The organism is Bacillus cereus group sp. BfR-BA-01430 (genome assembly GCF_022663115.1).
GTDB classification, from domain to species: domain Bacteria; phylum Bacillota; class Bacilli; order Bacillales; family Bacillaceae_G; genus Bacillus_A; species Bacillus_A cereus_BD.
This window is the reverse complement of record NZ_JAKUEW010000004.1, coordinates 35,186-61,142: the sequence shown is the minus strand read 5'-3', so window position 1 is coordinate 61,142 and position 25,957 is coordinate 35,186. Positions and strand designations below refer to the sequence as shown.

Sequence of the window (25,957 nt, the reverse complement as noted above, 5' to 3'; positions counted from 1 at the left end):
ACATTTTACAAATGTAAATTTCTGTATTACATCTTTTGACGATCACGGAAAGCACGTGCAATTTCACGTTTTGCTTCTTTCTCTTTTAAGTCATGACGCTTATCATATTGTTTCTTACCACGCGCTAAACCAAGTGCCATTTTTGCAAATCCATTTTTCAAATAAATTTTTAGTGGAACAAGTGTATAACCTGTCTCTTTTGTATAACCAATTAGTTTCTGAATTTCTTTCTTGTGAAGAAGTAATTTTCTTGTGCGAAGCGGATCATGATTGAAGCGATTCCCTTGCTCATATGGACTAATGTGCATATTATATACCCAAACTTCACCATTATGTACGCGAGCAAAAGCATCTTTTAAATTAATGCGCCCAGCACGAATCGCCTTAATTTCCGTTCCTTGAAGGACAAGCCCTGCTTCGTATGTTTCGTCGATGAAATAATCATGAAATGCTTTTTTATTTTGTGCAATAACTTTACCGCTACCTTTTGGCATTTAACGTCCCTCCTCTATTTGTACTATTTTAACAAAAGTTATAAAAAAGTGAAAGTGGCTCGCTCAGAATGTGAGAAGAAGCGAAGCCACTGAAACTGAAGCTAGATTATAAAAAAGTAAAAGTGGCTCCGCTCTATTACAAGCGAAGCCATCCCTTCCTTACTTACGCTTTTTCTTTTTCTTCTTGAATCCTGGGACGTTCTCAAAGAATGGCTTTTTCTTTTTGCCACCTTTTTTCCCAGGGTGATCCGCTCCACCTTTTCCATGGCTGCCGCGCTCATGTTTGCGACCTTTTCCGCGCTCGTCACTACCACGGCCACTGCGTTTCTTTCTGCCACCTTTAGGTTGTTCAATGACAACTGGACGATCTTTGAATTTACGTCTTGGCGTGCCTTTCATACCGACAATTTCAAAATCAATCGCGCGCTCATCTTTATTAACATTCATTACGCGAATTGTAATTTCATCACCGATGCGGAAGACGTTACCTGTGCGCTCACCAATCATCGCAAAGTGCTGTTCATCATAACGGTAGTAGTCATCTGTTAAATAACTAACATGAACGAGACCTTCAATTGTATTTGGAAGCTCTACAAATAAACCAAAGTTCGTTACAGAGCTAATCATACCGTCATACTCTTCACCAATCTTATCAAGCATGTACTCTGCCTTTTTCAGTTCATCTGTTTCACGTTCTGCCTCAACAGCGCGGCGCTCCATATTGGACGAATGCTCTGCGATATCTGATAACTTCTCACGCCACTTTGCTTGTGTTTCATTGTCTATATTGCCATTAATGATATATTCACGAATCAGTCTGTGAACAATCGTATCTGGGTAACGACGAATTGGCGAGGTGAAATGTGTATAGAATTCTGTTGATAGACCGAAATGTCCTAAGCTTTCCGCATCATAACGCGCTTGCTTCATAGAGCGAAGCATCACTGTTGAAATAACTGGTTCTTCTGGTTGACCTTGCACCATTTCAAGAATTTGCTGTAAAGCGCGAGGATGCACTTCATTTGCACGTCCTTTTACCGCGTATCCGAAGTTTGTGACAAACTCGAAGAAACGTTCTAATTTATCTTCTTTCGGATCTTCATGAACACGGTACATAAACGGTACGTTCATCCAGTGGAAATGCTCTGCCACTGTTTCGTTTGCAACAAGCATAAATTCTTCAATGAGCTTTTCAGATATTGAGCGATCGCGCAGCACAACATCTGTCGGCTTTCCTTCTTCATCAACTAGCACTTTTGCTTCTTTGAAATCAAAGTCAATAGCACCGCGTCTCATGCGTTTTTCACGTAAAATTTGCGCTAATTCTGCCATCTCTTTAAACATCGGAACAAGCGGCTCATAACGTTCCATTAATTCCTCATCTTCATCTTCCAAAATGCTTCTCACATCAGCATATGTCATGCGTTCTGTCGTCTTAATTACACTTTGGAAAATTTCATGTTTTACAACATCGCCTAGATGATTAATTTCCATTTCACAAGATAATGTTAAACGATCTACTTTGGGATTTAATGAGCAAATTCCATTAGATAAACGATGCGGAATCATTGGAATTACACGGTCTACAAGATAGACACTTGTCGCTCTCTCTGCTGCTTCTACATCAATTGGAGAGCCTTCATGAACATAGTGACTCACATCTGCAATATGCACGCCTAGCTTATAGTTACCGTTCTCAAGCTTCGTGACTGTAACTGCATCATCTAAATCTTTCGCATCTGCACCATCGATTGTCACAATCATTTGATCACGCAAATCACGACGATCCTTTAAATCTTCTTCCGAAATTGTTTCCGGTACACTGTTTGCGTGCTCCATTACTTCTTCTGGGAACGCTAAAGGCAAATGATGTTTATGAATAACCGATAAAATATCTACCCCTGGATCATTTTTATGTCCTAAAATTTGAATGACTTCGCCCTCTGCACTTAAACGATTTTGCGGATAGCTAGTAATTTTCACAACTACTTTATGTCCTTCAACAGCACCCATAGATGCGCTTTTCGGGATAAAAATATCGCTTGTCCATCTTTTATTGTCCGGAATAACAAACCCGAAATTTTTTGATTCTGTATATGTACCAACTAATTCTTTCGTTCCGCGCTCCACAATACGAATAATCGTACCTTCTTGACGTGAGCCGCTAGATCGCGAGCTAATTCGTGCTAATACTGTGTCTCCATGAAGTGCACCGTTTAATTCTGTCGGCGGAATGAAAATATCATCGTCTCCCGTTTTCTTCTCTTCTGGAACAACGAATGCAAAGCCGCGTGCATGTCCAATTAATTTACCGCGCACTAAATTCATTTTTTCTGGAAGGCCGTAGCGATTGCTGCGCGTACGCACAACAAGTCCCGTTTCTTCCATCATAACGAGCGCTTTGACAAAATCTTTAAACCCTGCGGAATCTTCAATTCCAAAGGCAGTTTCTAATTCTTGTATCGTTAGCGGTTTATACGCTTCTTCTTTCATAAATAATAACAACTTATCAATATGTTCTTGAATGATATCTTCCAAGCACAAATACCTCCTTTAAACCCTCATATTGTCTAGTGTATCCGAAAGATGAGGGATATATAAAGTGAAACTTCTATAAACATTCATTTTTCACCATTTATCTTGCGATTACTTCTACCTAAAAAAGAGTTACATCCCCATGAAAAAAAGAGGCAACTAGATCTTACCAATCTAGTTGCTCCAAGAAGTTATATACATCTTCATGTAGCTCATCACGTTGTTTATCCAGCGTAATGACGTGAGTAGAGTCTTCATACCATTTTATTTCTTTTAATGTAGATTCTACACCGTTATAAATAATGTTTGCACTGTCAGTATTAATCATTTCATCATGGCGTGCTTGCACAACGAATGTTGGTGCATAAATCATATCTACATTATTGCGTACGTCACGAATTAAACCTTGTAGTGCCTTTAATGTATTCATTGGTGTCTTTTTAAATTCGAACATCTCTTGTTCAATTTGCTCTGGCGACTTCTGTTCGCGTTTTTTATACTCACGCGCATATGCCAATATACCTTGGTACATCGTTTCTTCACTCTTAATATACATTGGGGCACACATTGGTACTACACCTAAAATTGGAACTGTATAAGCAAGCTTTAATGAGAATACACCACCAAGTGACAATCCAACAGCAGCAATCTTCTCATATCCTTGATCTTTTAAATGCTGATACGCGTTCATTACATCTTTCCACCAGTCTTCAGGACCTGTATGTACAAGCTGTTCTGGCGGCACACCATGGCCTTTATAAATAGGGGCGTGGCAAGTATATCCTTTTTTTTCTAAGAAACGCCCTAACATACGTACATCAGCTGAGTTTCCCGTGAAACCGTGTAATAACAAAACAGCGCGGTCTCCACCTTCAAATGTAAATGGTTTCGGAGATGCTAATTTCATCATCATCTTCTCCTCTTTCTCTTCTGTAATCTAGTCGTATTGTTTCTGTCCTTAGTTTACCATAGTTCTATTTCTATAATCTAATTTGAAACGTTGTTTCCATCATAAAGCACAAAAAAAGAAGAACCACTAGCACAACATTGCTAATGCTTCTTCTTTTTTCTTATAAGTTAAAGTACGTAACACCAATTGTTAGTACGAAGAATAATACAGCTAAAACAACTGTAATGCGGCTTAATACCGCTTCCATTCCGCGTGCTTTTTGCTTGCCGAATAACTGTTCCGCACCGCCTGAAATTGCACCTGAAAGGCCTGAACTATTACTAGATTGCATAAGTACCATCACAATCATTAAAATCGATACAATAATTAGTAAAACTGATAAAAACGTATGCATCTCAGCGTACCTCCTACAAGATTCAGTTAGTTTAACTGTAGCATAAATTGTACAGAAAAGCGAGAGCCGTTCGCTTGCTCTCGCTTTTCTATATTATACAAACATCATTGCAAATAAAGGTCCCAGTAAGCATGTTAAAATAGCCGTTAATGTCATTGTTACCGATCCAATAACACCTTCACTCTCATTATTTTTCATCGCTCTCATAACACCCATAATATGTGAAGCACAGCCAAATCCAATTCCTTTACCAACTGAATTTGTCACACGGCTCCATTTCAATAAAAAAGGCCCTGTAATCGTCCCACTGATTCCAGCAACAACAACGAACGCTGCTGTTAATGACGGCACACCACCAACTTGTTCTGATACGCTCATAGCAACTGGCATTGTTACTGATTTTGGTAAAGAAGATAAAATTAAACTTTTATCTGTTCCCATCAGCGATGCAATAATAAAGTCACTTGCAATCGCAACCGTTGTTCCCACAATAACACCACCAGCAATCGGTACAACATATTTTCGAAGTACATGACGCTGTTTATAGAGCGGAATTGCAAATGCTACAACACCTGGTCCAAGTAATTTAGAAATCCAGCCCCCGCCACTTTGCATGTATTGTTGATACGGTACATCCAGCATCATTAATAAAATAATCATGAGCACTGTTGCGATAATCATTGGAATCGTAAACGGCGTTGGCAATATCTTATAAATCATTTTAGATAATTGATATACTAACACTGTCAGAAGAACCCAACCAATCCCGATTAATATACTACTCATCTTGTCTTTTTTTCCTTTCTCGTCGCAAGATATTGTCCTGTATGTCCTGCGACAATAATAATTAAAAATGTGCTCGCTAAAACTGTAATGAAAAGAGAAATTCCTTTACTCATAAAAAAAGCACCGTAATTCATTAAACCAATCGTTGGTGGAATTAATAAAAACGGCATAATCGCGACGAGTGTTTCGGCTCCTAAATCAAACCATTTCACAGGCAGAACTTTCAAACCAAGTAAAACAAGCAATAAAAACATCCCAATCAAGCTTCCTGGTATTGGAATTTCTAACGTTTCTTGTATCCATGTTCCTAACATGTAAAACACATACAGAGCTACGACTTGAACAATAATCTTTGTAAACTTCATGTTCATCATCCCTCATGTTTATACGATCTTTTCTTTCTTATCCTTATCATAGTATAAATTGTAAAAACCTGCAATTTATCAACTTGACAAAGAAAAACGCATGTGTTATACGCTTACATCCTTGATATGACTGGATTTTCGATTCGAATTTACGTCAAAAATGTTGACCTAAAGGTAAAAGTTTTTATTTTCTGAATTTTTAATTTTGCTATTGCGATAAAACATCATCTTCTTTTCATTTACATAAAAAAACAGACCGTGATTTCTCACGGTCTGCCCTTACTTTCTACCATTATTTTTTAAGGTTGTAGAAAGATTTTAAACCATCGTAAACAGCGATTTCGCCTAGTTCGTCTTCGATGCGTAATAATTGGTTATATTTCGCAATACGGTCAGTACGGCTCATAGAACCAGTTTTGATTTGGCCAGCGTTTGTTGCAACTGCGATGTCAGCGATTGTAGCATCTTCAGTTTCACCAGAACGGTGAGATACAACTGCTGTGTAACCAGCACGTTTAGCCATTTCGATTGCTTCGAAAGTTTCAGTTAAAGTACCGATTTGGTTAACTTTAATTAAGATTGAGTTTGAGATACCTTTTTCGATACCTTCAGCAAGTTTCTTCGTATTTGTTACGAATAAGTCGTCACCTACTAATTGAACTTTTTTACCAAGACGCTCAGTTAATAATTTGTGACCATCCCAGTCGTTTTCGTCTAAACCATCTTCGATAGAGATGATTGGGAAGTCTTTGCAAAGTTCTTCGTAGAAATCAACCATTTCTGCAGAAGTCATGCTGCGACCTTCACCAGAAAGATCATATTTACCAGTTTCTTTGTTGTAGAACTCAGAAGAAGCAACGTCCATTCCTAAGAATACGTTCTCGCCAGCTTTGTAACCAGCTTTTTCGATTGCTTCGATAATTACTTCTAATGCTTCACGGTTAGAACCAAGGTTTGGAGCGAATCCACCTTCGTCACCTACTGCAGTGTTAAGACCTTTATCATGTAATACAGCTTTTAATGCATGGAATACTTCAGCACCCATACGGATTGATTCTTTGAATGATGGAGCACCAACTGGTAAGATCATGAACTCTTGGAAGTCCACGTTGTTATCAGCGTGAGAACCACCGTTGATGATGTTCATCATTGGAGTTGGTAATTGTTTTGCATTGAACCCACCAAGGTAACGGTATAATGGAAGACCTACGAAATCAGCTGCTGCGTGAGCTACTGCCATAGACACACCAAGGATTGCGTTCGCACCTAATTTACCTTTGTTTGGAGTACCATCTAATTCGATCATAGCACGGTCGATACCAGCTTGGTCAGTTACATCGAAACCAACGATTTCTGGAGCGATAATTTCGTTAACGTTTTTAACTGCGTTAAGAACACCTTTACCTAGGTAACGAGATTTGTCACCGTCACGTAATTCTACTGCTTCATATTCACCAGTAGATGCACCACTTGGTACTAATGCGCGTCCGAATGCGCCGCTTTCTGTGTAAACTTCTACTTCTACAGTTGGGTTACCACGAGAATCAAGGACTTCGCGAGCATAAACATCAATGATTGTTGACATAATATTTTCTCTCCTTTAATTACATAAATTATTTAATAATTGTTTTACCTGTCATTTCTTTCGGTTGTTCAACACCAAGAAGTGTTAGCATTGTTGGAGCGATATCTCCTAAAATGCCACCTTCGCGTAATTCTACATCTTTCTTTGTAACGATGAAAGGAACCGGGTTCGTTGTATGAGCTGTCATTGGATCTCCATCTGGAGTTAACTCTTCATCTGCATTACCATGGTCAGCTGTAATAAGTGCTACACCATCTTTTGCAAGAATTGCTTCTACAACTTTTCCTAAACATTCGTCAGTTGCTTCTACTGCTTTAATTGTTGGTTCCATCATCCCAGAATGGCCAACCATATCACAGTTTGCAAAGTTAAGAATGATTACATCATGTTTATCATTTTCGATTTCATTTACTAAAGCGTCGGTTACTTCGTAAATGCTCATTTCAGGTTTCAAGTCATACGTTGCAACCTTCGGTGAGTTAATTAAAATACGTTCTTCCCCTGGGAATTCAGCCTCACGACCACCGCTAAAGAAGAATGTAACGTGTGGATACTTTTCAGTTTCCGCGATGCGAAGTTGTTTTAATCCCGCTTGCGAAACAACTTCACCTAATGTGTTATCAAGGTTTACTGGCTTAAATGCCACATAACCATTTACAGTTTCACTAAAGTGTGTCATACAAACGAATTCTGGAATGTGAGGTACTTTTTCACCACGATCGAACTCACGGAAGTCTTCGTTTGTAAATACGCGTGCAATTTGGATTGCGCGGTCTGGACGGAAGTTATAGAAGATGACTGCATCATCATCATTGATTGTTGCAACTGGCGTTTCATCTTCATTTACAATTACAGACGGCAATACGAACTCATCATAAATACCATTTGCATAAGAATCCTCTACACACTCATATGCATTTTTGTAAGTAGGGCCTTCGCCATACACCATAGCACGGTAACATTTTTCAACGCGATCCCAACGTTTGTCACGGTCCATGGAGTAATAACGACCGGAAATTGTCGCGAATTGTCCTACTCCTGTTTCTTTTATTACTTCATTTGTTGCATCGATATAGCCTTTTGCTGTTTGTGGTCCAACATCGCGGCCATCTAAGAATGCATGAATATATACTTTTTCCACGCCTTCTTTTGCTGCTAAGCGAAGAAGAGCAAACATATGGTCAATGTGACTGTGCACACCACCATCAGAAAGTAAGCCGAATAAATGAAGGGCTGTACCTTTCTCTTTCACATGTTTAATTGCGTTTTGGAATGTTTCATTCTTATCGAATTCACCTTCACGAATCGCAACGTTCACACGAGTTAAGCTTTGATATACAATGCGGCCAGCACCGATATTTAAGTGTCCAACCTCTGAGTTACCCATTTGACCTTCTGGAAGACCTACCGCTTCACCACAAGCTGTAAGCGTTGTGTGAGGGAACTTGTTCCAGTAACCATCAAAATTAGGTTTCTTAGCTTGTGCTACAGCATTCCCGTAAGTTTCTTCACGTAGTCCGAAACCGTCAAGAATGATTAAAGCTGTTGGCTTTCTCATTTTACCGCCTCCAAAAGACCTAAGAAGGAAGCTGGCTCTAAACTTGCACCGCCAACTAAAGCGCCGTCGATGTCAGGTTGTGCCATGTATTCTTTAATGTTTCCTGGTTTTACGCTACCGCCGTATTGAATACGAACAGCTTCTGCAGCTGCTGGAGAAACAGCTTCTGCAACAACTTTACGGATGTGTGCACATACTTCGTTTGCATCTTCTGCAGAAGAAGATTTACCTGTACCGATTGCCCAAATTGGCTCATATGCGATAACAGTAGCTTTCACTTGTTCTTCTGTTAAGCCTGCAAGTGCTTTCGTCACTTGATTTGCTACTAAATCAAATGTTTTTCCGCTTTCGCGTTCTTCTAAAGTTTCACCACAGCAAACGATTGGTGTTAAACCATGTTCAAATGCTGCAAGAGTCTTTTTATTTACTGTTTCATCTGTTTCAGCAAACATTTCACGACGTTCAGAGTGACCAAGTACTACGTAGCTCACTTTTAAGTCGCTAAGTGCTACTGGGCTAATTTCGCCAGTGAATGCACCATTTTTTTCGAAGTGCATGTTTTGTGCACCTACTTTTAAGTCAGTTCCTTGAGTTGCTGCTACTAAACGCTCTAAGAATAGAGCTGGAGAACAAACAACTGCATCAACAGCTGAAGCTGCTGGAATTTGACCTTTTACTTCCTCTACGAAGCTAACTGCTTCAGATAGAGTTTTATTCATTTTCCAGTTACCTGCGATAATTGGTTTACGCATGCTTTGCACCGTCCTTTTTTCTTTGGCTGCTAATTATTTGTCATTCAGACAAACTACACCTGGAAGTTCTTTCCCTTCCATAAATTCTAATGACGCACCACCGCCAGTAGAAATGTGGCTCATTTTATCAGCCATGCCGAATTTTTCAACAGCTGCTGCAGAGTCACCACCGCCGATAACAGAGTATGTACCTTCTGCATCTGCTAATGCTTGTCCTACTGCTCTTGTACCATTAGAGAATGGAGTCATTTCGAATACACCCATTGGTCCATTCCATACAACAAGCTTAGAGTTTTTAATTACATCTGCATAAATTTCGCGTGTCTTTGGTCCGATGTCCACACCTTCCCAGTTTGATGGGATAGAGTCGATATCTACAACTTTAGTTGTTGCAGTTTCAGAGAATTCTTCTGTAATAACAATATCAACTGGCATGTAGAAGTTTACGCCTTTTTCTTTTGCAAGTGCCATAAACTCTTTTGCTAGTTCAATCTTGTCATCTTCACATAAAGATAGACCAATTTCATGACCTAATGCTTTTACGAATGTGTAAGCAAGACCTCCACCGATGATTAAGTTATCTACTTTATCTAATAGATGACGAATTACACCGATTTTATCTTTTACTTTCGCACCACCGATGATTGCTGTAAATGGACGATCTGGATTAGAAAGTGCTTTTCCAAGTACTTCCAATTCTTTTTCCATTAAGAAACCTGATACTGCTGGTAGGTAATCTGCAATCCCTGCTGTAGAAGCATGAGCACGGTGAGCTGCACCGAATGCATCGTTTACGAAGATATCAGCAAGAGCTGCAAATTCTTTCGCAAGTTCTGCATCGTTCTTTTCTTCGCCCGCATAGAAACGAACGTTTTCAAGAACTAAAACATCGCCTTCGTTCATTGCTGCAACCATTTCTTGTACAGCTGGTCCGAATGCTTCGTCCGCTTTTTTCACGTCTTTACCAAGAAGCTCACCTAAACGAACTGCTACTGGAGTTAAACGCATTTCTTCTACTACTTGACCTTTTGGACGGCCTAAGTGGCTTGCTAAAATAACTTTCGCACCTTGTTCTACTAAATATTGAATAGTAGGAAGAGCTGCACGAATACGAGTCTCGTCTGTAATTTTGCCATCTTTCATAGGTACGTTGAAATCAACGCGGCAAAATACACGTTTACCCTTTAAATCTACGTCACGAATTGATTTTTTGTTCATTGGATTTCCCTCCGACTAGTTAGGATTGACAAAACCCATTCAAAAGCTTATCACATTTGCTTATAAAACGAAAGAAGAGAGAGGGAACAAACCCTCTCCCTCGTTTTGTCATTGATAACTTATAAACTTAAGGATTAAAGACCTTTTTTAGCCATGTAAGCAGCTAGGTCTACAACGCGGTTAGAGTAACCAGTTTCGTTATCGTACCAAGAAAGTACTTTAACCATGTTACCTTCCATAGTCATTGTAGATAATGCATCGATTGTAGAAGAGTTTGTGCATCCGTTATAGTCGATAGATACTAATGGCTCTTCGCTGTAACCTAGAACGCCTTGAAGTTCACCTTCAGAAGCTGCTTTGAATGCTGCGTTTACTTCTTCAACTGTTACTTCTTTATCAAGTTCAACAACTAAGTCAACAAGAGAAACATTTGAAGTCGGAACACGTACTGCTCCACCGTTTAATTTACCTTTAAGTTCTGGTAATACTAATGCTACTGCTTTCGCTGCACCAGTTGTAGTTGGGATCATGCTCATTGCTGCTGCACGTGCACGACGTAAATCTTTGTGTGGTAAGTCTAAGATTTGTTGGTCGTTAGTGTAAGCATGAACTGTTGTCATCATACCGCGTTTGATACCGAATTTTTCATTAAGAACTTTTGCGAATGGAGCTAAGCAGTTTGTAGTACAAGAAGCGTTTGATACTACGTTGTGGTTAGCTGCATCGTATGCTTCGTGGTTAACACCCATAACGATTGTGATGTCTTCGTCAGAAGCTGGAGCAGAGATGATAACTTTTTTAACTGATCCACCTAAGTGTTTTTCAGCATCTGCTTTTTTAGTGAAACGTCCAGTAGATTCTACTACGATTTCTACTCCGTAGTCGCTCCATGGTAATTGAGCTGGGTCACGTTCAGCGATAACTTTGATTTCTTTACCGTTAACAACGATGCTGTCGCCGTTTACAGATACTTCTGCATTTAAAGAACCGTGAACTGAGTCATATTTTAAAAGGTGAGCTAATGTTTTAGCATCTGTTAAGTCGTTGATTGCAACTACTTCTACCTCAGAGTTGTTAAGAGCTGCGCGGAATACGTTACGTCCGATACGTCCAAATCCATTAATACCAATTTTAACTGTCATTTGAATTTCCTCCTTGGGGGATTATATTAAAGGGTAATACCCTTTGTTAACTGTTTTGCTGCACCTTCATCTGTAATCAGGATTGAAGTGTGCCCTTGTTTAATTACAGCCTGTATCGCTTTTGCTTTTGAAGAACCTCCAGCGACGGCGACAACATGAGATACATGTTGTAAATCTTTTAATTGCATGCCGACTGTTTGTACCTTATGAACGACATTACCTTGTTCATTGAAGTAATAACCGAAAGCTTCGCCAACTGCTTCATTGTCTTTAATTTTTAACCAATCTGCTTCTGAAGTATTTCTGCGACGTGCCATTGTTAACGCATCACCTATTCCATGAATGACGATATTGGAAGAGCGAATCAACTCAAGAACTTCTTTCACGGAAGGTTCCGTTACAATAGATGCATACGCTTCGCTACTCACTTGATCCGGAACATACAATAAGCGATAATGACTCATCGTATTTTGTGCCATTTTCGCACAAATGGTATTGGCTTCTAACTCGACCCCTTCTCCAATTCCGCCACGCGCTGGGACAAACAGCATATGTAAATCTTTGCAGTCTAGTTGCATCATGTCCGCGACGGCAGCTAGCGTTGTTCCTCCAGCCACAGCAACGATATTATTTGCTTCCAGACGGTCTTTTATACAAGTTACACAAGCACGGCCCATCTCCAGTTTAACCCAAGGTGATTCATCACTATCACCAGGGACAACGAAAACTTCATCCAAGTCTAATGTTTCCTTAAGTTGCTTTTCTAAAACCTTTAACCCGGAAATTTCTTTCATAAAGTCTTCCAAAGCAAGAACTAAAGCTGTTCCTTCTTCTGTTAAAGTCATCCCAGAAGAAGCGACGTGAACTAAGTTTTGTTCTTTCAAAACTTGTACTTCACTTCGCAATACTCGTTCTGTCATGCTAAGACTTGCAGATAAATTTCTTCTTCCAATCGGCTGCATGAGACGAATGTGCTGAAGAATTTGCATTCTTGTTTGCATAACCGGTAGCAAATCGGGTAATAATTTTTTCATGTTCTGAATCCATGAGCGCATATCATTTCTCCTCACTACATTGGTTCATTTACTATATGGTCACTTTATGTCCCGCAGTGACATTTTGTGTCCCACATGGCTTAAAAAAATAATCCCTGCTACGTGTATTATTGTAACAGGAGATAGAAACTTATTCAACTCTTAACTGACTTGTTTATATAGTTTATTATGACATCTCTGTGAATCACGCCATATCCTACCTGTTCTCCATCAATTTCTACAACCGGAATCATCATTTGGTACTCCTCTAAAAGCTCCTCGTTGTCATATATATCTATTTCCTCGAGGTGAAAAGAATATACCTTTTGTACTTCCTTCAAAACTTGTTTTGCCTTTACACAAAGACCACAGTCTGTTTTCGTATATAAAATAATCTTCATCTTCTTCACCTATCCAATTGTTTTTCTCAAAGAAGATGCCGGAATGTGCATTTGTTCCCGATATTTCGCGACCGTTCTTCTTGAAATTACAATCTCATGCTCTTCTTCTAATAATTTTGAAATTTTTTGATCTGAAAGTGGCTTTTTTTTATTTTCCTTTTCTATAAGCGTCTGAATCAATTGTTTTACACGTTTTGTAGAGATTGCTTCATCTTCTGTTGTAATGACTGCATTACTAAAGAATGATTTCATCTCAAATAACCCATATTGCGTTTGTACATATTTGTTACGTGTAGCACGACTAATCGTAGATTCATGTACGCTTAACTCTTCCGCTACTTCTTTCAAAGAAAGCGGCTTTAAATGTTCCGGCCCTTTCCAAAAGAAATCATGTTGCTTCTTCATAATAATTTCCATCACTTGTAAAAGCGTTTGTTTCCGCTGTTTCAAACTGCGCATAATCCATTGCACATGCTGATACTTCTCAGAAACATAAGAAGCAACTTCACTCTCACTATTATTCAGAAGTGCGCTATATTCTGAATGAATTTCAATTCTCGGCATATTTCTTTCATTCATTTGTAAAATAAGCCGTTCTCCCTCTTTTTTCACTGCCATATCAGGAACGATATATAATGGCTTTTCAGATGAAAATGCAAGTCCGGGCTTCGGTTGTAATGATGTAATACAATCAACCGCCTCTTGTAATTCTTCATTATTACATTTCATCAATTGGATTAGTTTTCGCCAATCTTTCTTCACAAAATAAGAAAAATATTCACCTACAATCATCTCCGCAAGTACATCTTTTTTTTGTAAGCGCTTCAATTGGATTGCTAGACACTCTTGAATATTCCGCGCTCCTACCCCTGCTGGCTCTAGTGATTGGACAATCTCCACAGAACGTTCGACGACATCGATGGGCATGGTAAGTAGTTCAGCTAATTCTTCATTCGTTTCTTCTAGATACCCATTTTCATCCAGATTCATAATAATGAAAGAAGCTGTCTTCCGATGCTCTTCATCTATTTTATAATACTGTATTTGATTCAATAAATGTTGTTGAATCGTTTTAGAATCCACACTGTAGATCTCCATTTGATTATCAACTTGCTTGCTCGTACTTTTACTTTTGCTAGAGCTCTTTTTTCTTTCCCTCTCAAAACAACCTAACTCAATAAGGGGATTCTCTAGCGATTGCTCATACAAAAACTCCGATAATTCTTGCACGTTATACTGGAGCATTGTAATCGCTTGCCTCAACTCTTGTGTCATTGCCAAACGTAAGCTTTGTTCTTGTAAAAGACTTGCCTTCAAACTGATCTCCCCCTTGTTTCTATTGTACAATAAGTTTGGTAAAAGGAGAATCCTAACGCAGACACCCATTCCAAAATATTATTAATTTATATGTATTAATGAAACTTATCTCTTACAACTGAAAAATGAATATTATTGAAAAAAACTATTTTATTACCACATACTAATAGTAAATCTTATCATCAGATATAACAAGTGTATTTTCAAAAAGTATTCTCTCCGCATATTCATGCCTCCCCTATTTTCAAACATATTTGGCATAAAAAAAGTCCTAACTCACAATTGTAAGTTAGGACTTTTTGACGCGCCCAGAGGGATTCGAACCCCCGGCAGACGTGGTACCGGAAACCACCGCTCTATCCAGCTGAGCTATGGGCGCATGAGAAAACTTTGAAACATCAAAGATTGAAACTCTTTTGTTCTTTACTTGTAGACTAAACAATTTCTCAAGAAAGTTTTCGTCCAAGGTGTAAAATCATACCTCTAATTATACAAGAAGCATTCTTCCATTTCAATAAAAAAAGAGCAGACTACTGATCATTCAACTTTCCTATTTGCTTTATCTTTCTTATATTGTCAAATCATCAATATCCCCCTGCCCTATTCATAAACTTTAGTTAATTTTCCATTCCCTCTCTTAATAGACCTAAATTTGGAAAACATATTTTTCCTCCCACTTACAAAATATAACTTGTGAATTGATATTCAAAAGGAGGCTTTATTCAATGACTGTTATTACAAAGCTAAAACAAACAGTAGCAGGTTTAAAAAGTGCACAAGCGAGTTTAGAAGGCTTCGCTCTTGATACAGATAATCAACAAGCAAAACAGCTTTTCCAAACAGCTGCACAACAAACGCAATCTATTATCGATTCTTTAAACCCGCGTGTAGAAGAAGTTCAACAAGAAGAGCCTCAATATACACAACAATAAATGAAAGTACCACCTTATCTAGAGAAAGGATGATTCTATATCATCCTTTTTCAACAAATTACATAAAGCAATAGAAATGGAAGGATGATTATGAGAAAACTTGGAGTGATCACTACACTACTCGTACTCCTATTTAGTGTATGTACTGGCTGTGACAATAGCCCTTTAGATAAAAAAGTAAAAAAAGAAGAAACAAAAAGGCAAGACAAAAAAGAAGGACCAGAGTTAACAAAAATGAGCACGGAATCCTTTAATCAATCTATTTCACAAGGCGCAAAGAAAATGGCGCTTTCTATGGGAGAGATTGAACAAGCTACAGCCGTTAACTCCAATTTAGATCTTTACATAGCCATCAAACCAGAACATCATGAAAGATTTACACTAAAATCTTTACGAAGCAAACTAAAAAAACGACTGAGTGATGAATATCCAACATTTAATGTTCACGTCAGTACCGATCGAAAAATCTTTATGCTATTAGATGAGCTGGAAAATAAAATTCAGAAGAAACGAGTAAACAAAGATAAAATTAAAAAACAATTGAAACTCATTCAAACAGAAATGGAATCTAATACGTAATGACACGTGTTCTAAAGGAAAAGGAAGGATTCAAATGTCCAGTAAAGATAAAAATTTAACACCTGTACAACAAGAATATAAAAAATTCGAACAACAACGGGAGCCAAAACGGCCTGTTTTAAAAAATTGCATAAAAGCTTTTTTTGTTGGTGGATTCATTTGTTTTATCGGCCAACTGATTGCAACTTTTTACATTCATTTTTTTGATTTTACTGAGCGTTCCGCTGGAAACCCGACAGTTGCGACTCTTATTTTTATTTCCATGCTACTTACTGGGTTTGGAGTATACGACCGCCTTGGACAGTTCGCCGGAGCTGGGACAGCAGTACCTGTGACTGGATTTGGTAATTCTGTTATTGCTGCTTGTATTGAGCATCGAACAGAAGGATTTGTTCTCGGCGTCGGCGGTAACATGTTTAAGTTAGCTGGATCCGTTATTTTATTTGGTGTATTTTCAGCTTTTGTTATCGCTTTAATTAAAACCATTCTTGTTCAATGGGGAGGGTTGTAAATGCTACAAGGACACCGAACATGGGTATTTGAAAATAAACCAGTTATTATCTCAACGGGAGTCGTCGGTGGCCCATTTGAAGCAAATGGCAAAATTCCCGAAGACTTCGATACTCTTCATGGAGACTTATGGCTCGGCCAAGATTCTTATGAAAAAGCACATACAATTTTATTTGAGGAAGCTTGTAGCCGCGCTATTGAAAAAGCAAAACTTCGTAAAGATGATATTCAGTTTGTACTCGCAGGCGATTTAATTAACCAAATTACGCCAACAAGCTTTGCATGTCGTACACTTGGCACTCCTTATCTCGGATTGTTTGGAGCTTGTTCGACCTCTATGGAAGGATTGGCGCTTGGAGCAAGCATTATAAATGCAAAAGGAGCAAAATATTTATTAACCGGTGCTTCAAGTCATAATACCGCAGTGGAAAAACAGTTCCGCTATCCAACGGAATATGGAGGACAAAAGCCTCCGACCGCTCAATGGACTGTAACTGGAGCTGGTGTTGCTCTTTTAAGTAAGCAAGGAAATGGCCCACAAGTAACATCGGCAACGATTGGACGTGTTGTTGATATGGGACTAACTGATCCTTTCAATATGGGAGGTGCGATGGCTCCCGCCGCTGTTGATACAATTGAAGCCCATTTACGCGATCGACAAATCGATGTCTCTTACTATGATTTAATCGTAACAGGCGACCTTGGACATGTTGGACGTGAAATTGCTTACGATTTACTACATAAACATGGGCTAAACATAACGAGCAAGCAATTTCAAGATTGCGGAATCCTCATTTACCGAGAAGGTCAACCTGTACTAGCTGGTGCAAGTGGCCCTGGTTGTTCCGCAACTGTCGTATACGGACATTTATTAAACAGAATGAGAAGAGGAGAGTTGAAACGAATCCTTGTCGTTGCAACAGGCGCTTTGCTCTCTCCACTTACTTTTCAACAAGGAGAAACGATCCCTTGTATCGCTCATGCTGTATCAATTGAACTTGGAGGTGCAAAGCAATGATTTTTTTCTGGGCTTTCGTCATTGGCGGTCTCATATGTGTAATCGGTCAACTCCTGTTTGATATTGTCAAACTAACACCTGCTCATACGATGGCTACACTTGTTGTTGCTGGTGCCATTTTAGATGGGTTCAATTTATACGAGCCGTTAATTGATTTTGCTGGGGCTGGAGCAACTGTGCCAATTACGAGTTTTGGCAACGCTCTCGTTCATGGTGCAATGGAAGAAGCTGCAAAGCACGGCATTGTCGGAGTAATTACCGGCATGTTTAAAGTAACAAGTGCCGGGATATCAGCAGCAATTATTTTCGGATTTATCGGTGCACTACTATTTAAACCAAAAGGATAAGAGGTGTTTTCATGACAGTTATTACTAACGTAAAAACGTGTCTTGCTAGTTTAAAGAGTGCTCAAGCAAGCTTAAGTACTCTTTCGCAAAATGCTGCGGATGAAGAAGCAAAGCGCGTATTTCATGAATGCATGTTAGAGATGGATAGCGTTATCGCTGATTTAAAAGATCGAGTTTCACTATTAGAACGTGAAGAACCTCAATATAAAGGGTTTTAAGCAGACTGGAGGAATTTGCTATGTCTCATCTACCCGAATGGACACTTGTCATTCTCCGTTCTGTATTTATATTAATGATTTTATTCGCTATTACAAAATGGTTAGGTAAAAGACAAATTTCCCAACTTTCCTTTTTTGAATATATAGCGGGAATGACAATTGGTGATATTGCTGCTCAAATAACAACAGGGCTAGATCAAAAATTTTTCCACGGCGTCTTTGCCATTCTTATTTTTGCGGTAGTTCCTTTTTTCACAGGTATTCTTTCTTTAAAGAACAAAGCTGCCAGAGATTTTTTTGAAGGAAAATCTACTGTTTTTATAAAGGATGGTAAAGTTCTCGAGGATAACTTAAAAAAAGAAAAATATACAAGCGACGAATTACTCGAGCTTCTTCGAAACAAAGGAACTTTCAGTATATCCGAAGTAGAATTTGCAGTGCTAGAGCCAAGCGGTGAATTAAACGTATTATTAAAAAAAGATCGCCAACCACTTACAGCAAAAGACATCGGCTTAAAAGTACCAAACGAAAAAGAGCCACAAACTGTCATTATGGATGGTAATGTACTCGATGAACCTCTGTCAGCAAGCGGGCATAATCGAGCTTGGCTACATGCTGAACTGGAAAAACTCGGTGTCGTAATTGAAAATGTATTTCTCGGTCAAGTTGATGCGTATGGACAACTTACGATTGATGTCTATAATGATAAACTTCAAATGCCTTCCCCGCAGAATAAACCTTTATTATTAGCATCTTTAAAAAAATGCCAAGCTGATTTGGAATTGTTCTCATTAGAAACAAAATCAAAATCAGCAAGTGAAATGTACAGTAAAAATGCAAAACAAATCGAATATATTTTAAATAAAGTAACCTACCTTTTAAAAGAATAAAACATGAAAGAACGCCTCTATAAAACAGGCGTTCTTTTATTATTACTACACTTTTTGTTACGTTTAATTTTATAAAATTCGGTTATGATGTTGAAAGATACATAAGCAGGGAATTCCAAGAAGCATAGCGAATAAATCATCTTACAACTACATATTTTTTGATTTAAAGTGGTTTTGTTTGACCTTTATTGACCATAATTGTATTATAAGACTAAGAAAGCTTTCAAAGGAGGAAATAACAGATGAATTTAATTCCTACAGTAATTGAACAAACAAATCGTGGAGAACGCGCTTACGATATTTACTCTCGACTATTAAAAGACCGCATCATTATGCTTGGTAGCGCAATTGATGACAATGTAGCAAACTCAATCGTTTCCCAGCTTTTATTCTTGGAATCTCAAGATCCAGAAAAAGATATTCATTTATACATCAATAGCCCTGGTGGTTCTATTACAGCAGGTATGGCAATCTATGACACAATGCAGTTCATTAAGCCAAACGTATCAACTATTTGTATCGGTATGGCAGCATCTATGGGTGCATTCCTACTTGCAGCTGGTGAAAAAGGAAAACGCTTCGCACTTCCAAACAGTGAAGTTATGATTCACCAACCACTTGGCGGTGCACAAGGACAAGCAACTGAAATTGAAATCGCTGCAAAACGCATCCTATTCCTACGCGATAAATTAAACAAAATCCTTGCAGAACGCACAGGCCAACCACTAGAAATCATCGAACGCGACACAGACCGTGACAACTTCATGACAGCTGAAAAAGCACTAGAATATGGCCTAATCGATAAAATCTTTACAAATCGTTAATACCACTTAAAAGCGGAAGCGGCTCGCACAGAATGTGAGGGGGATAGAGCGCCTTCCTGCGAGGCACTCTTTGCCTCGCAGGAAGGCGCGAAGCCACCGAACATTCTTGCCGCTGGAGCTGGATACCACTTAAAGTGGAGGCGGCTCGCTCTGAATCGCCACATAAAAAAGGGCTATCGCAACACATTGCGATAGCCTTTTTTATCGAGCATATTACTAAATATCAGCAACCTAACACAAGTTGTCGGCGCAAATTGAAATATATCGGCGATTCGATACAAGTTATCGACCGCTCGACAATATTCGGCAAGTTCATCCAATCAATAAAAGCTATCGCATTTACGCGATAGCTTTTATTGATTAGTTTGCACGTAAGCAACGAGCGCTTCTAATGCTTCTTCTGCATCTGAACCTTCTGCCATAATTGTTATGTGGCTACCAGATCCAATCGCTAAACTCATAATCCCCATTATGCTCTTAGCGTTAATTGTTTTGTCATCTTTCTCAATGAAAATATCAGCATGAAAGCGATTTGCCTCTTGCACAAACAACGCAGCCGGACGTGCTTGCAAACCACCTTTTCGTACAACCTCAACTTTTTTTTGAACCACGGCTCCATTTCCCCTTTACCTTTATTTTTTTGCTACTGTTTCCCCCGCACGTAATTTCTCCGCAATTTCGTCGATTTTACGCAAACGATGATTGATACCTGATTTACTAATTTTCCCTCCAGATACCATCTCGCCTAATTCTTTCAATGTTACATCTTGATAATTAACCCTTAGTTGTGCAATCTCTCTTAGTTTATCTGGCAAAATATCAAGGCCAACCGTCTCATCAATGTAGCGAATATTTTCAATTTGCCTTAATGCCGCACCAATTGTCTTGTTGAGATTAGCGGTTTCACAATTTACTAAGCGATTGACGGAATTACGCATATCACGAACAATACGAATATCCTCAAATTTTAAGAGTGCATTATGCGCGCCAATAATATTTAAAAATTCCGTAATTTTCTCTGCCTCTTTTAAGTACGTAATATATCCTTTTCGCCTTTCTAAAGTCTTACTATTTAAATCAAATCCATTCATCAATTCACATATAGAATCATTATGTTCCTTATATAACGAAAAGATTTCTAAATGATAAGATGATGTTTCTGGGTTATTTACTGAACCACCTGCTAAAAATGCGCCTCGTAAATACGATCTTTTACAACATTTCTTCTCAATTAATTCCTGTGATATATTGCGGATAAACGAAAAGTCCTCTCGAACAATTTGAAGATCCGCTAAAATTTCGCGTGATTTTTCAACCAGCCGAACGATATAGACATTGTTTTTCTTTAATCGCATTTTTTTTCGAACAAGTAATTCCACCGTTACGTTATAGCCCTTTTTCAAAAGTGTATAAATCCTTCTCGCAATTGCTGCGTTTTCCGTTTGAATATCTATGGATAGACGACGATTTGAAAAAGAAAGCGATCCGTTCATTCGAAGTAATGCTGATAACTCAGCTTTCTCACAGCATTCTTTCATTTCAAGCTTTGTGAGCTCTTTCTTTGTTTCCGAAGCAAATGACACAGTCAACACCTCCTTATACAATTTTTTGGAACAAAAATCTTGTCCTATATGAATGAGGAGCGTTACCTCAAACGAGGCAACGCACATTTATAACAATGAATATAAAATAGAAGCTAGTTTTAACGTATCATGTCTTACAACATGATCATCATATTTCGCTAATTGATCTTGAATGACCTCAATATTATTTTCAGTAAAACGTTCTTCATCCACTACAACTGGTGTAGACATTTCTTTCTCATATAACTTACGTAATTCACAAGGAATATCACGGTTATTCACAATTGCAGTATCGATAAATGGTTGCCCTAAATGATCATGTAACGCCTGCACATGATCAAAAGCAGTATATCCCATCGTTTCACCGGCTTGTGTCATAACATTACACACATATACCTTCTTCGCTTTTGCAGCAAGAACAGCGTCCCCAATTTTGTTAACAACTAAATTCGGCAATATACTCGTATACAAACTTCCCGGACCGAAAACAAGTAAATCAGCTCGTTTAATCTCAGCTAGCGTCTCATGCAATGGCTCTACATCTTCTGGAGTTAGAAAGACACGGTTAATCTTCTTTCCGTAATAAGGAATTTTTGATTCACCCGTTACAACTTCCCCATCTTCTAGTTCCGCATGAAGTACGGCGCTTTGATTCGCTGCTGGTAATACACGTCCTCTGACATTTAATACTTTACTCGTTTCTGTAATCGCATGGAAAAAGTCTCCTGTAATCGAGGTCATACCTGCCAATAATAGATTTCCTAACGCATGACCTTTCAGTCCGTCTCCTGTTGTGAAACGATGCTGAAATAAAGCTTCCACCAGCGGCTCTACATCCGATAACGCAACAAGTACGTTACGAATGTCACCTGGGGGTGGAATTTCTAGCTCATCACGTAATCTACCTGAACTGCCACCATCATCAGCGATTGTAACAACTGCTGTAATATCAACAGGATATTGCTTTAATCCTCTTAATAAAACAGAAAGTCCAGTTCCCCCTCCCATGATGACAATTTTAGGTTTTCTCTCTTTTTTCATCCCTTAATGGCCCTTTCTCTTCTCCACATCACGATGAGATACATGAACACTATAATCTGGTTTCAAATGTTTCCCAAGGTACTCTGTGAGCGTAACAGAACGATGCTGTCCACCTGTACATCCAATTGCAATTACAAGTTGACTCTTACCTTCTCTTTTATAATGAGGCAGCATGAAAGTAATCAGATCCGTTAATTTCTCTAAAAACTTATGTGTCTCATTAAACTTCAGTACATACGATGAAACTTCTTCATCTAGTCCTGTTAATGGCTTCATATGTGGAATGTAGTATGGATTTGGTAAAAAACGAACATCGAATACTAAATCTGCATCAATTGGAATACCGTACTTAAATCCAAATGACATAACATTTACACGAAATGCTTGCTCAGTTTCGGTTGAAAACAGCTGAACAATTTTTTCACGTAATTCTTTCGGTTTTAAATCCGATGTATCAAGCACAATATTCGCTCTTGCTTTCATGTCTGTTAATAAACTGCGCTCTGCCTCGATTCCTTTTAAAGGAAGACCAGTTGGCGCAAGTGGATGCGAGCGTCTTGTTTCCTTATAGCGCGTTACAAGCGTGCTATCCTTCGCATCTAAAAATAGAATATGAGGAATAATCCAAGTGCGTTCTGATAAATCATCAAGTGCTCCCCATAAATGTTCAAAAAACTCGCGGCCACGTAAATCAATACCTAGCGCAACTTTATTCATCTTGCTTTTTGAATCCGCCATCAGCTCAACAAACTTTGGCAATAACATCGGAGGTAAATTATCTACACAGAAATATCCTAAATCTTCGAAGCTTTGTAGTGCTACTGTTTTTCCAGCACCAGACATCCCTGTAATAATTACCATTTTAATATCATTATTCTCTGTCATCGTATCCCCTCCCGGAAGATTTAGCTTGGGTCTAATCGATATGAAAGTAATTCAAAATCTGGTGTATATACAAATGTACCGTAAATGATACCGTTTCCTTTAATTAAGTAATCAATAATATGATAATCTCCCGGTGCCATTGGTAATTCATCAATTTTATCAAGTGTGTGCCAGCCAATAATGCCTTCTTCGCTTTCTAATTTGTTTTCTCCTGCAAAATCAGTTGCCAAGAAGGAGAACATCATCCATTCAGAAACAACTTTATCACCCTCTTGGATGACAAAGGTGAAGACCCCTTTTAATGCTGGGTTCTTTAAATAAATTCCTGTTTCTTCACGATATTCGCGAACGACTGAATCTCTTACTGTCTCACCGCGCTCCATCTTCCCGCCAGGTGCAACCCACCAATTTCGACGTGGCTTTTGGAGTAGGAGGACTTCATTACCTTTTATTAACACACAGTTTGTGACTCTTTGCATGTTTCTTCACCTCAGCTACTTGCGATGAATGATCTCATCTCATCACATACTTATTTCATTATACTATCAAAAACAGTTTGTCACAATGAAGGAGACTCTCTCCCAAAATAAGGGATTCTCTGCTTACTTGCGCATACACACATATAAAAAATCCCCTTAACGAACTATATCGCTAAGGGGGAGTGTCTTCTTATTTCTTACCAAAATAGGATACAATCGCAAACCCTAAAATAAATGTAATAATAGAACTTACAATGGAAATTCCACCGGTCGGAATTCCAGGAAATACGACTGCAATCGATCCAATTACAAGCCCGATAATCGCAGCGAATGTCGCACTTTTATAATTTGATAATAAGTAGCTAATTCCTTTACTACTTACAACAAACCCTACTACAACGCCCGCACCAATTACGGCAATTAGCGGCAAATTCAATGTTGTTAATGCATGAATTGCAGTTGGGTATACGCCGATAATTAATAAAATAAACGACCCGCTAATACCAGGAAGAAGCATTGCCATACTAGCCATCCATCCTGCGAAAAATAAACCGATTGTATTTAAAATTGTTAACGTCGTAATTGGATCTGCCGCTTTATCGGGCTTAAAGAAAGCTGTTATTGCAACAAGAATTGCTGCGATGATTAACAAGACGATATGACCACCTTTAAACGTCGCCTTTGCATCAGCTTCTCTCATCAACATTGGTAATATACTAACAATTAAACCGAGGAAGAAAAATTGAGTCGGTTCATAATGATTTGCAAGTAAATATTTAATAACATGACTTAACGTTAAAAAAGCTGCTGCCACGCCTATAGCAAGTGGAATTAAAAATCCTAAATGTTTTTTCCATTCACGACTAAAGAACCCACTAATTGCCGCAAGCAATTGTTCATAAATCCCTAATACAACTGCGATTGTTCCGCCGCTTACACCCGGAATTAAATCACTAACTCCCATACAAAAACCACGATATATGTTGCGCCATTCCATATCGAATAAACTCCTCATTTCTTATCAGCATTTTTTCGTAAACTTTAGTATATCAATAAGAAATCTTATAATCTAAACATTTTTTGACAAATATTTGACATTTTGAGTAAAAAAGAAAAGACGAAAGCTATCATTTGTAGATCACTTTCGTCTAAAAAAATCGTACTTTTTATTTTTCAGTTACAGTGTTTAATTCCTCTAATAACTCTTCTACATAGTGCTGTACACTTTGTGCTGCGATACTACCATCGCCAGTTGCTGTAACAATTTGGCGAAGCATTTTTTCACGAATATCGCCAGCTGCGAAAATACCAGGTACTTTCGTTTCCATGCGCTCATTTGTTTCAATATAACCATTTTCATTTGTAATCCCTAATTCAGCAAATGGTTTTGATAATGGTAACATACCGATATAAACGAATGCACCGTCCGCTTTAAATTCTGTTTCTTCACCAGTGTTCACATCTACAATTGTAACACTACCTACTTTACCGTTTTCTTCGTTAATTTGTTTTACAGTGTGGTTCCAAATGAAGTCTACTTTCTCATTTTGGAAAGCGCGGTCTTGCAGGATTTTTTGTGCACGAAGAGCATCGCGACGATGAATGATTGTTACTTTTGAAGCGAAACGTGTTAAATATACACCCTCTTCAACCGCTGAGTCTCCACCACCGATCACAACAAGTTCTTTCTCTTTAAAGAATGCACCGTCACATACTGCGCAGTACGATACACCGCGGCCTCCAAGTTCTTTTTCACCTGGAACACCAAGTTTTTTATACTCTGCCCCACTTGCAATGATAATGGCACGTGCTTTGTACTCTTTTTTACCTGCTATAATTGTTTTATATTCTTTTCCATCGATGACTTCTTTTACATCACCATATGCATATTCGGCACCAAATTTCTTTGCGTGCTCGAACATTTTATTTGATAAATCCGGTCCTAAAATGGATTCATAACCTGGATAGTTCTCTACTTCTTCTGTATTTGCCATTTGTCCACCTGGAATACCGCGTTCTAACATAAGTGTACTTAAATTCGCACGAGATGTATAAACTGCAGCTGTCATCCCAGCTGGTCCTGCACCAATAATAATGACATCATAAATTTTTTCTTCTGACACACTATTCACTCCTATTCATACCTACAACTTACCCTCA

29 protein-coding genes and 1 tRNA gene are annotated in these 25,957 nt (G+C 38.5%); 8 read left to right on the top strand and 22 right to left on the bottom strand.

Features of this window, described 5'->3' with window-relative positions:
- Positions 1-26: 26 nt before the first annotated feature.
- The 15 genes from smpB to MR058_RS10105 all read right to left on the bottom strand — a co-directional run bounded on the left by smpB (position 27) and on the right by MR058_RS10105 (position 14,870).
- Complete coding sequence (gene smpB / locus MR058_RS10175; protein ID WP_242143899.1) at positions 27-494, bottom strand: SsrA-binding protein SmpB; 468 nt, start codon at positions 492-494, stop codon at positions 27-29.
- A 159-nt stretch (positions 495-653) separates the two neighbouring features.
- Positions 654-3,032, bottom strand: coding sequence for a ribonuclease R (rnr, locus tag MR058_RS10170; RefSeq protein ID WP_242143895.1), 2,379 nt, complete (start codon positions 3,030-3,032; stop codon positions 654-656).
- A 163-nt stretch (positions 3,033-3,195) separates the two neighbouring features.
- Positions 3,196-3,936 carry an alpha/beta hydrolase gene (locus MR058_RS10165; protein ID WP_242143894.1) on the bottom strand — a complete coding sequence of 247 codons (741 nt, stop codon included), beginning with the start codon at positions 3,934-3,936 and terminating at the stop codon, positions 3,196-3,198.
- Positions 3,937-4,099: 163 nt separating this feature from the next.
- Entirely contained in the window at positions 4,100-4,333 is a 234-nt protein-coding gene (secG, locus tag MR058_RS10160; RefSeq protein ID WP_242143893.1) for a preprotein translocase subunit SecG, read from the bottom strand.
- Positions 4,334-4,426: 93 nt separating this feature from the next.
- On the bottom strand, positions 4,427-5,119 hold the full coding sequence (locus MR058_RS10155; protein ID WP_242143892.1) for an LrgB family protein: 693 nt from the start codon (positions 5,117-5,119) through the stop codon (positions 4,427-4,429).
- Positions 5,116-5,493 carry a CidA/LrgA family holin-like protein gene (locus tag MR058_RS10150; protein ID WP_242143890.1) on the bottom strand — a complete coding sequence of 126 codons (378 nt, stop codon included), beginning with the start codon at positions 5,491-5,493 and terminating at the stop codon, positions 5,116-5,118. The genes MR058_RS10155 and MR058_RS10150 overlap by 4 nt, the downstream gene beginning before the upstream one ends.
- A gap of 283 nt (positions 5,494-5,776) precedes the next feature.
- A complete protein-coding gene (gene eno / locus MR058_RS10145) occupies positions 5,777-7,069 on the bottom strand; it encodes a phosphopyruvate hydratase (protein ID WP_242143889.1) in 1,293 nt (430 codons plus the stop codon).
- Positions 7,070-7,097: 28 nt separating this feature from the next.
- Entirely contained in the window at positions 7,098-8,627 is a 1,530-nt protein-coding gene (gpmI, locus tag MR058_RS10140) for a 2,3-bisphosphoglycerate-independent phosphoglycerate mutase (RefSeq protein ID WP_242143888.1), read from the bottom strand.
- Entirely contained in the window at positions 8,624-9,379 is a 756-nt protein-coding gene (gene tpiA / locus MR058_RS10135; RefSeq protein WP_242143887.1) for a triose-phosphate isomerase, read from the bottom strand. The genes gpmI and tpiA overlap by 4 nt, the downstream gene beginning before the upstream one ends.
- Positions 9,380-9,412: 33 nt before the next feature.
- The gene (locus tag MR058_RS10130) at positions 9,413-10,597 is read right to left on the bottom strand and encodes a phosphoglycerate kinase (RefSeq protein WP_242143886.1); all 1,185 of its coding nucleotides are present in this window, start codon (positions 10,595-10,597) and stop codon (positions 9,413-9,415) included.
- A 134-nt stretch (positions 10,598-10,731) separates the two neighbouring features.
- On the bottom strand, positions 10,732-11,739 hold the full coding sequence (gene gap / locus MR058_RS10125; protein ID WP_242143884.1) for a type I glyceraldehyde-3-phosphate dehydrogenase: 1,008 nt from the start codon (positions 11,737-11,739) through the stop codon (positions 10,732-10,734).
- Positions 11,740-11,765: 26 nt separating this feature from the next.
- Positions 11,766-12,794 (bottom strand): sugar-binding transcriptional regulator, encoded by a 1,029-nt coding sequence (gene cggR / locus MR058_RS10120; protein WP_242143882.1) that lies wholly within the window; start codon positions 12,792-12,794, stop codon positions 11,766-11,768.
- Between the two features lie 134 nt (positions 12,795-12,928).
- A complete protein-coding gene (locus MR058_RS10115; protein WP_242143877.1) occupies positions 12,929-13,174 on the bottom strand; it encodes a glutaredoxin family protein in 246 nt (81 codons plus the stop codon).
- Between the two features lie 9 nt (positions 13,175-13,183).
- Positions 13,184-14,491, bottom strand: coding sequence for an RNA polymerase factor sigma-54 (gene rpoN, locus MR058_RS10110; protein ID WP_242143876.1), 1,308 nt, complete (start codon positions 14,489-14,491; stop codon positions 13,184-13,186).
- Between the two features lie 303 nt (positions 14,492-14,794).
- Positions 14,795-14,870: transfer RNA gene (locus MR058_RS10105), tRNA-Arg, on the bottom strand.
- Between the two features lie 346 nt (positions 14,871-15,216).
- Here MR058_RS10105 and MR058_RS10100 point away from each other — a divergent pair.
- The 8 genes from MR058_RS10100 (at position 15,217) to clpP (ending at position 19,809) form a co-directional block, all read left to right on the top strand.
- Complete coding sequence (locus tag MR058_RS10100; protein ID WP_242143875.1) at positions 15,217-15,423, top strand: DUF1657 domain-containing protein; 207 nt, start codon at positions 15,217-15,219, stop codon at positions 15,421-15,423.
- A 90-nt stretch (positions 15,424-15,513) separates the two neighbouring features.
- Positions 15,514-16,002, top strand: coding sequence for a YhcN/YlaJ family sporulation lipoprotein (locus MR058_RS10095; RefSeq protein WP_242143874.1), 489 nt, complete (start codon positions 15,514-15,516; stop codon positions 16,000-16,002).
- A 34-nt stretch (positions 16,003-16,036) separates the two neighbouring features.
- Positions 16,037-16,513: a stage V sporulation protein AC gene (spoVAC, locus tag MR058_RS10090; RefSeq protein ID WP_242143873.1), complete on the top strand. Its 477-nt coding sequence runs from the start codon at positions 16,037-16,039 to the stop codon at positions 16,511-16,513.
- Positions 16,514-17,530: a stage V sporulation protein AD gene (gene spoVAD / locus MR058_RS10085; protein WP_242143872.1), complete on the top strand. Its 1,017-nt coding sequence runs from the start codon at positions 16,514-16,516 to the stop codon at positions 17,528-17,530.
- Complete coding sequence (gene spoVAE, locus MR058_RS10080; protein ID WP_242143871.1) at positions 17,527-17,877, top strand: stage V sporulation protein AE; 351 nt, start codon at positions 17,527-17,529, stop codon at positions 17,875-17,877. Before spoVAD ends, spoVAE begins: the two co-directional genes overlap by 4 nt.
- An 11-nt stretch (positions 17,878-17,888) precedes the next feature.
- On the top strand, positions 17,889-18,095 hold the full coding sequence (locus tag MR058_RS10075; RefSeq protein ID WP_242143869.1) for a DUF1657 domain-containing protein: 207 nt from the start codon (positions 17,889-17,891) through the stop codon (positions 18,093-18,095).
- A 20-nt stretch (positions 18,096-18,115) separates the two neighbouring features.
- Entirely contained in the window at positions 18,116-18,985 is an 870-nt protein-coding gene (locus MR058_RS10070) for a DUF421 domain-containing protein (RefSeq protein ID WP_242143867.1), read from the top strand.
- A 242-nt stretch (positions 18,986-19,227) separates the two neighbouring features.
- On the top strand, positions 19,228-19,809 hold the full coding sequence (clpP, locus tag MR058_RS10065) for an ATP-dependent Clp endopeptidase proteolytic subunit ClpP (protein WP_242143865.1): 582 nt from the start codon (positions 19,228-19,230) through the stop codon (positions 19,807-19,809).
- Positions 19,810-20,162: 353 nt separating this feature from the next.
- Here clpP and MR058_RS10060 read toward each other — a convergent pair whose 3' ends face one another.
- The 7 genes from MR058_RS10060 to trxB all read right to left on the bottom strand — a co-directional run bounded on the left by MR058_RS10060 (position 20,163) and on the right by trxB (position 25,920).
- Positions 20,163-20,420, bottom strand: a complete 258-nt coding sequence (locus MR058_RS10060) for an HPr family phosphocarrier protein (protein ID WP_242143864.1) — start codon at positions 20,418-20,420, stop codon at positions 20,163-20,165.
- 21 nt (positions 20,421-20,441) lie between these two features.
- A complete protein-coding gene (gene whiA, locus MR058_RS10055) occupies positions 20,442-21,392 on the bottom strand; it encodes a DNA-binding protein WhiA (protein ID WP_242143862.1) in 951 nt (316 codons plus the stop codon).
- 87 nt (positions 21,393-21,479) lie between these two features.
- Positions 21,480-22,433, bottom strand: a complete 954-nt coding sequence (locus tag MR058_RS10050; protein WP_242143861.1) for a gluconeogenesis factor YvcK family protein — start codon at positions 22,431-22,433, stop codon at positions 21,480-21,482.
- A gap of 3 nt (positions 22,434-22,436) precedes the next feature.
- Positions 22,437-23,318 (bottom strand): RNase adapter RapZ, encoded by an 882-nt coding sequence (rapZ, locus tag MR058_RS10045; RefSeq protein WP_242143860.1) that lies wholly within the window; start codon positions 23,316-23,318, stop codon positions 22,437-22,439.
- A 20-nt stretch (positions 23,319-23,338) separates the two neighbouring features.
- Positions 23,339-23,797 carry an NUDIX hydrolase gene (locus MR058_RS10040; protein WP_242143859.1) on the bottom strand — a complete coding sequence of 153 codons (459 nt, stop codon included), beginning with the start codon at positions 23,795-23,797 and terminating at the stop codon, positions 23,339-23,341.
- Between the two features lie 190 nt (positions 23,798-23,987).
- Positions 23,988-24,794 (bottom strand): DUF368 domain-containing protein, encoded by an 807-nt coding sequence (locus tag MR058_RS10035; RefSeq protein ID WP_242143858.1) that lies wholly within the window; start codon positions 24,792-24,794, stop codon positions 23,988-23,990.
- Between the two features lie 169 nt (positions 24,795-24,963).
- Positions 24,964-25,920 (bottom strand): thioredoxin-disulfide reductase, encoded by a 957-nt coding sequence (gene trxB, locus MR058_RS10030; RefSeq protein ID WP_242143857.1) that lies wholly within the window; start codon positions 25,918-25,920, stop codon positions 24,964-24,966.
- Between the last annotated feature and the right edge of the window lie 37 nt (positions 25,921-25,957).

What these genes read in the sequence shown, in the direction of transcription:
- MR058_RS10095 (WP_242143874.1), top strand. Translation starts at nt 15,514, where the DNA reads ATGAGAAAACTTGGAGTGATCACTACACTACTCGTACTCCTATTTAGT.
- MR058_RS10150 (WP_242143890.1), bottom strand. Translation starts at nt 5,493, where the DNA reads ATGATGAACATGAAGTTTACAAAGATTATTGTTCAAGTCGTAGCTCTG.
- eno (WP_242143889.1), bottom strand. Translation starts at nt 7,069, where the DNA reads ATGTCAACAATCATTGATGTTTATGCTCGCGAAGTCCTTGATTCTCGT.
- MR058_RS10040 (WP_242143859.1), bottom strand. Translation starts at nt 23,797, where the DNA reads ATGCAAAGAGTCACAAACTGTGTGTTAATAAAAGGTAATGAAGTCCTC.
- gpmI (WP_242143888.1), bottom strand. Translation starts at nt 8,627, where the DNA reads ATGAGAAAGCCAACAGCTTTAATCATTCTTGACGGTTTCGGACTACGT.
- cggR (WP_242143882.1), bottom strand. Translation starts at nt 12,794, where the DNA reads ATGCGCTCATGGATTCAGAACATGAAAAAATTATTACCCGATTTGCTA.
- smpB (WP_242143899.1), bottom strand. Translation starts at nt 494, where the DNA reads ATGCCAAAAGGTAGCGGTAAAGTTATTGCACAAAATAAAAAAGCATTT.
- MR058_RS10130 (WP_242143886.1), bottom strand. Translation starts at nt 10,597, where the DNA reads ATGAACAAAAAATCAATTCGTGACGTAGATTTAAAGGGTAAACGTGTA.
- spoVAD (WP_242143872.1), top strand. Translation starts at nt 16,514, where the DNA reads ATGCTACAAGGACACCGAACATGGGTATTTGAAAATAAACCAGTTATT.
- secG (WP_242143893.1), bottom strand. Translation starts at nt 4,333, where the DNA reads ATGCATACGTTTTTATCAGTTTTACTAATTATTGTATCGATTTTAATG.
- spoVAC (WP_242143873.1), top strand. Translation starts at nt 16,037, where the DNA reads ATGTCCAGTAAAGATAAAAATTTAACACCTGTACAACAAGAATATAAA.
- MR058_RS10050 (WP_242143861.1), bottom strand. Translation starts at nt 22,433, where the DNA reads ATGAAAAAAGAGAGAAAACCTAAAATTGTCATCATGGGAGGGGGAACT.
- gap (WP_242143884.1), bottom strand. Translation starts at nt 11,739, where the DNA reads ATGACAGTTAAAATTGGTATTAATGGATTTGGACGTATCGGACGTAAC.
- spoVAE (WP_242143871.1), top strand. Translation starts at nt 17,527, where the DNA reads ATGATTTTTTTCTGGGCTTTCGTCATTGGCGGTCTCATATGTGTAATC.
- MR058_RS10155 (WP_242143892.1), bottom strand. Translation starts at nt 5,119, where the DNA reads ATGAGTAGTATATTAATCGGGATTGGTTGGGTTCTTCTGACAGTGTTA.
- tpiA (WP_242143887.1), bottom strand. Translation starts at nt 9,379, where the DNA reads ATGCGTAAACCAATTATCGCAGGTAACTGGAAAATGAATAAAACTCTA.
- MR058_RS10165 (WP_242143894.1), bottom strand. Translation starts at nt 3,936, where the DNA reads ATGAAATTAGCATCTCCGAAACCATTTACATTTGAAGGTGGAGACCGC.
- MR058_RS10070 (WP_242143867.1), top strand. Translation starts at nt 18,116, where the DNA reads ATGTCTCATCTACCCGAATGGACACTTGTCATTCTCCGTTCTGTATTT.
- MR058_RS10115 (WP_242143877.1), bottom strand. Translation starts at nt 13,174, where the DNA reads ATGAAGATTATTTTATATACGAAAACAGACTGTGGTCTTTGTGTAAAG.
- MR058_RS10035 (WP_242143858.1), bottom strand. Translation starts at nt 24,794, where the DNA reads ATGGAATGGCGCAACATATATCGTGGTTTTTGTATGGGAGTTAGTGAT.
- clpP (WP_242143865.1), top strand. Translation starts at nt 19,228, where the DNA reads ATGAATTTAATTCCTACAGTAATTGAACAAACAAATCGTGGAGAACGC.
- rapZ (WP_242143860.1), bottom strand. Translation starts at nt 23,318, where the DNA reads ATGACAGAGAATAATGATATTAAAATGGTAATTATTACAGGGATGTCT.
- MR058_RS10075 (WP_242143869.1), top strand. Translation starts at nt 17,889, where the DNA reads ATGACAGTTATTACTAACGTAAAAACGTGTCTTGCTAGTTTAAAGAGT.
- MR058_RS10100 (WP_242143875.1), top strand. Translation starts at nt 15,217, where the DNA reads ATGACTGTTATTACAAAGCTAAAACAAACAGTAGCAGGTTTAAAAAGT.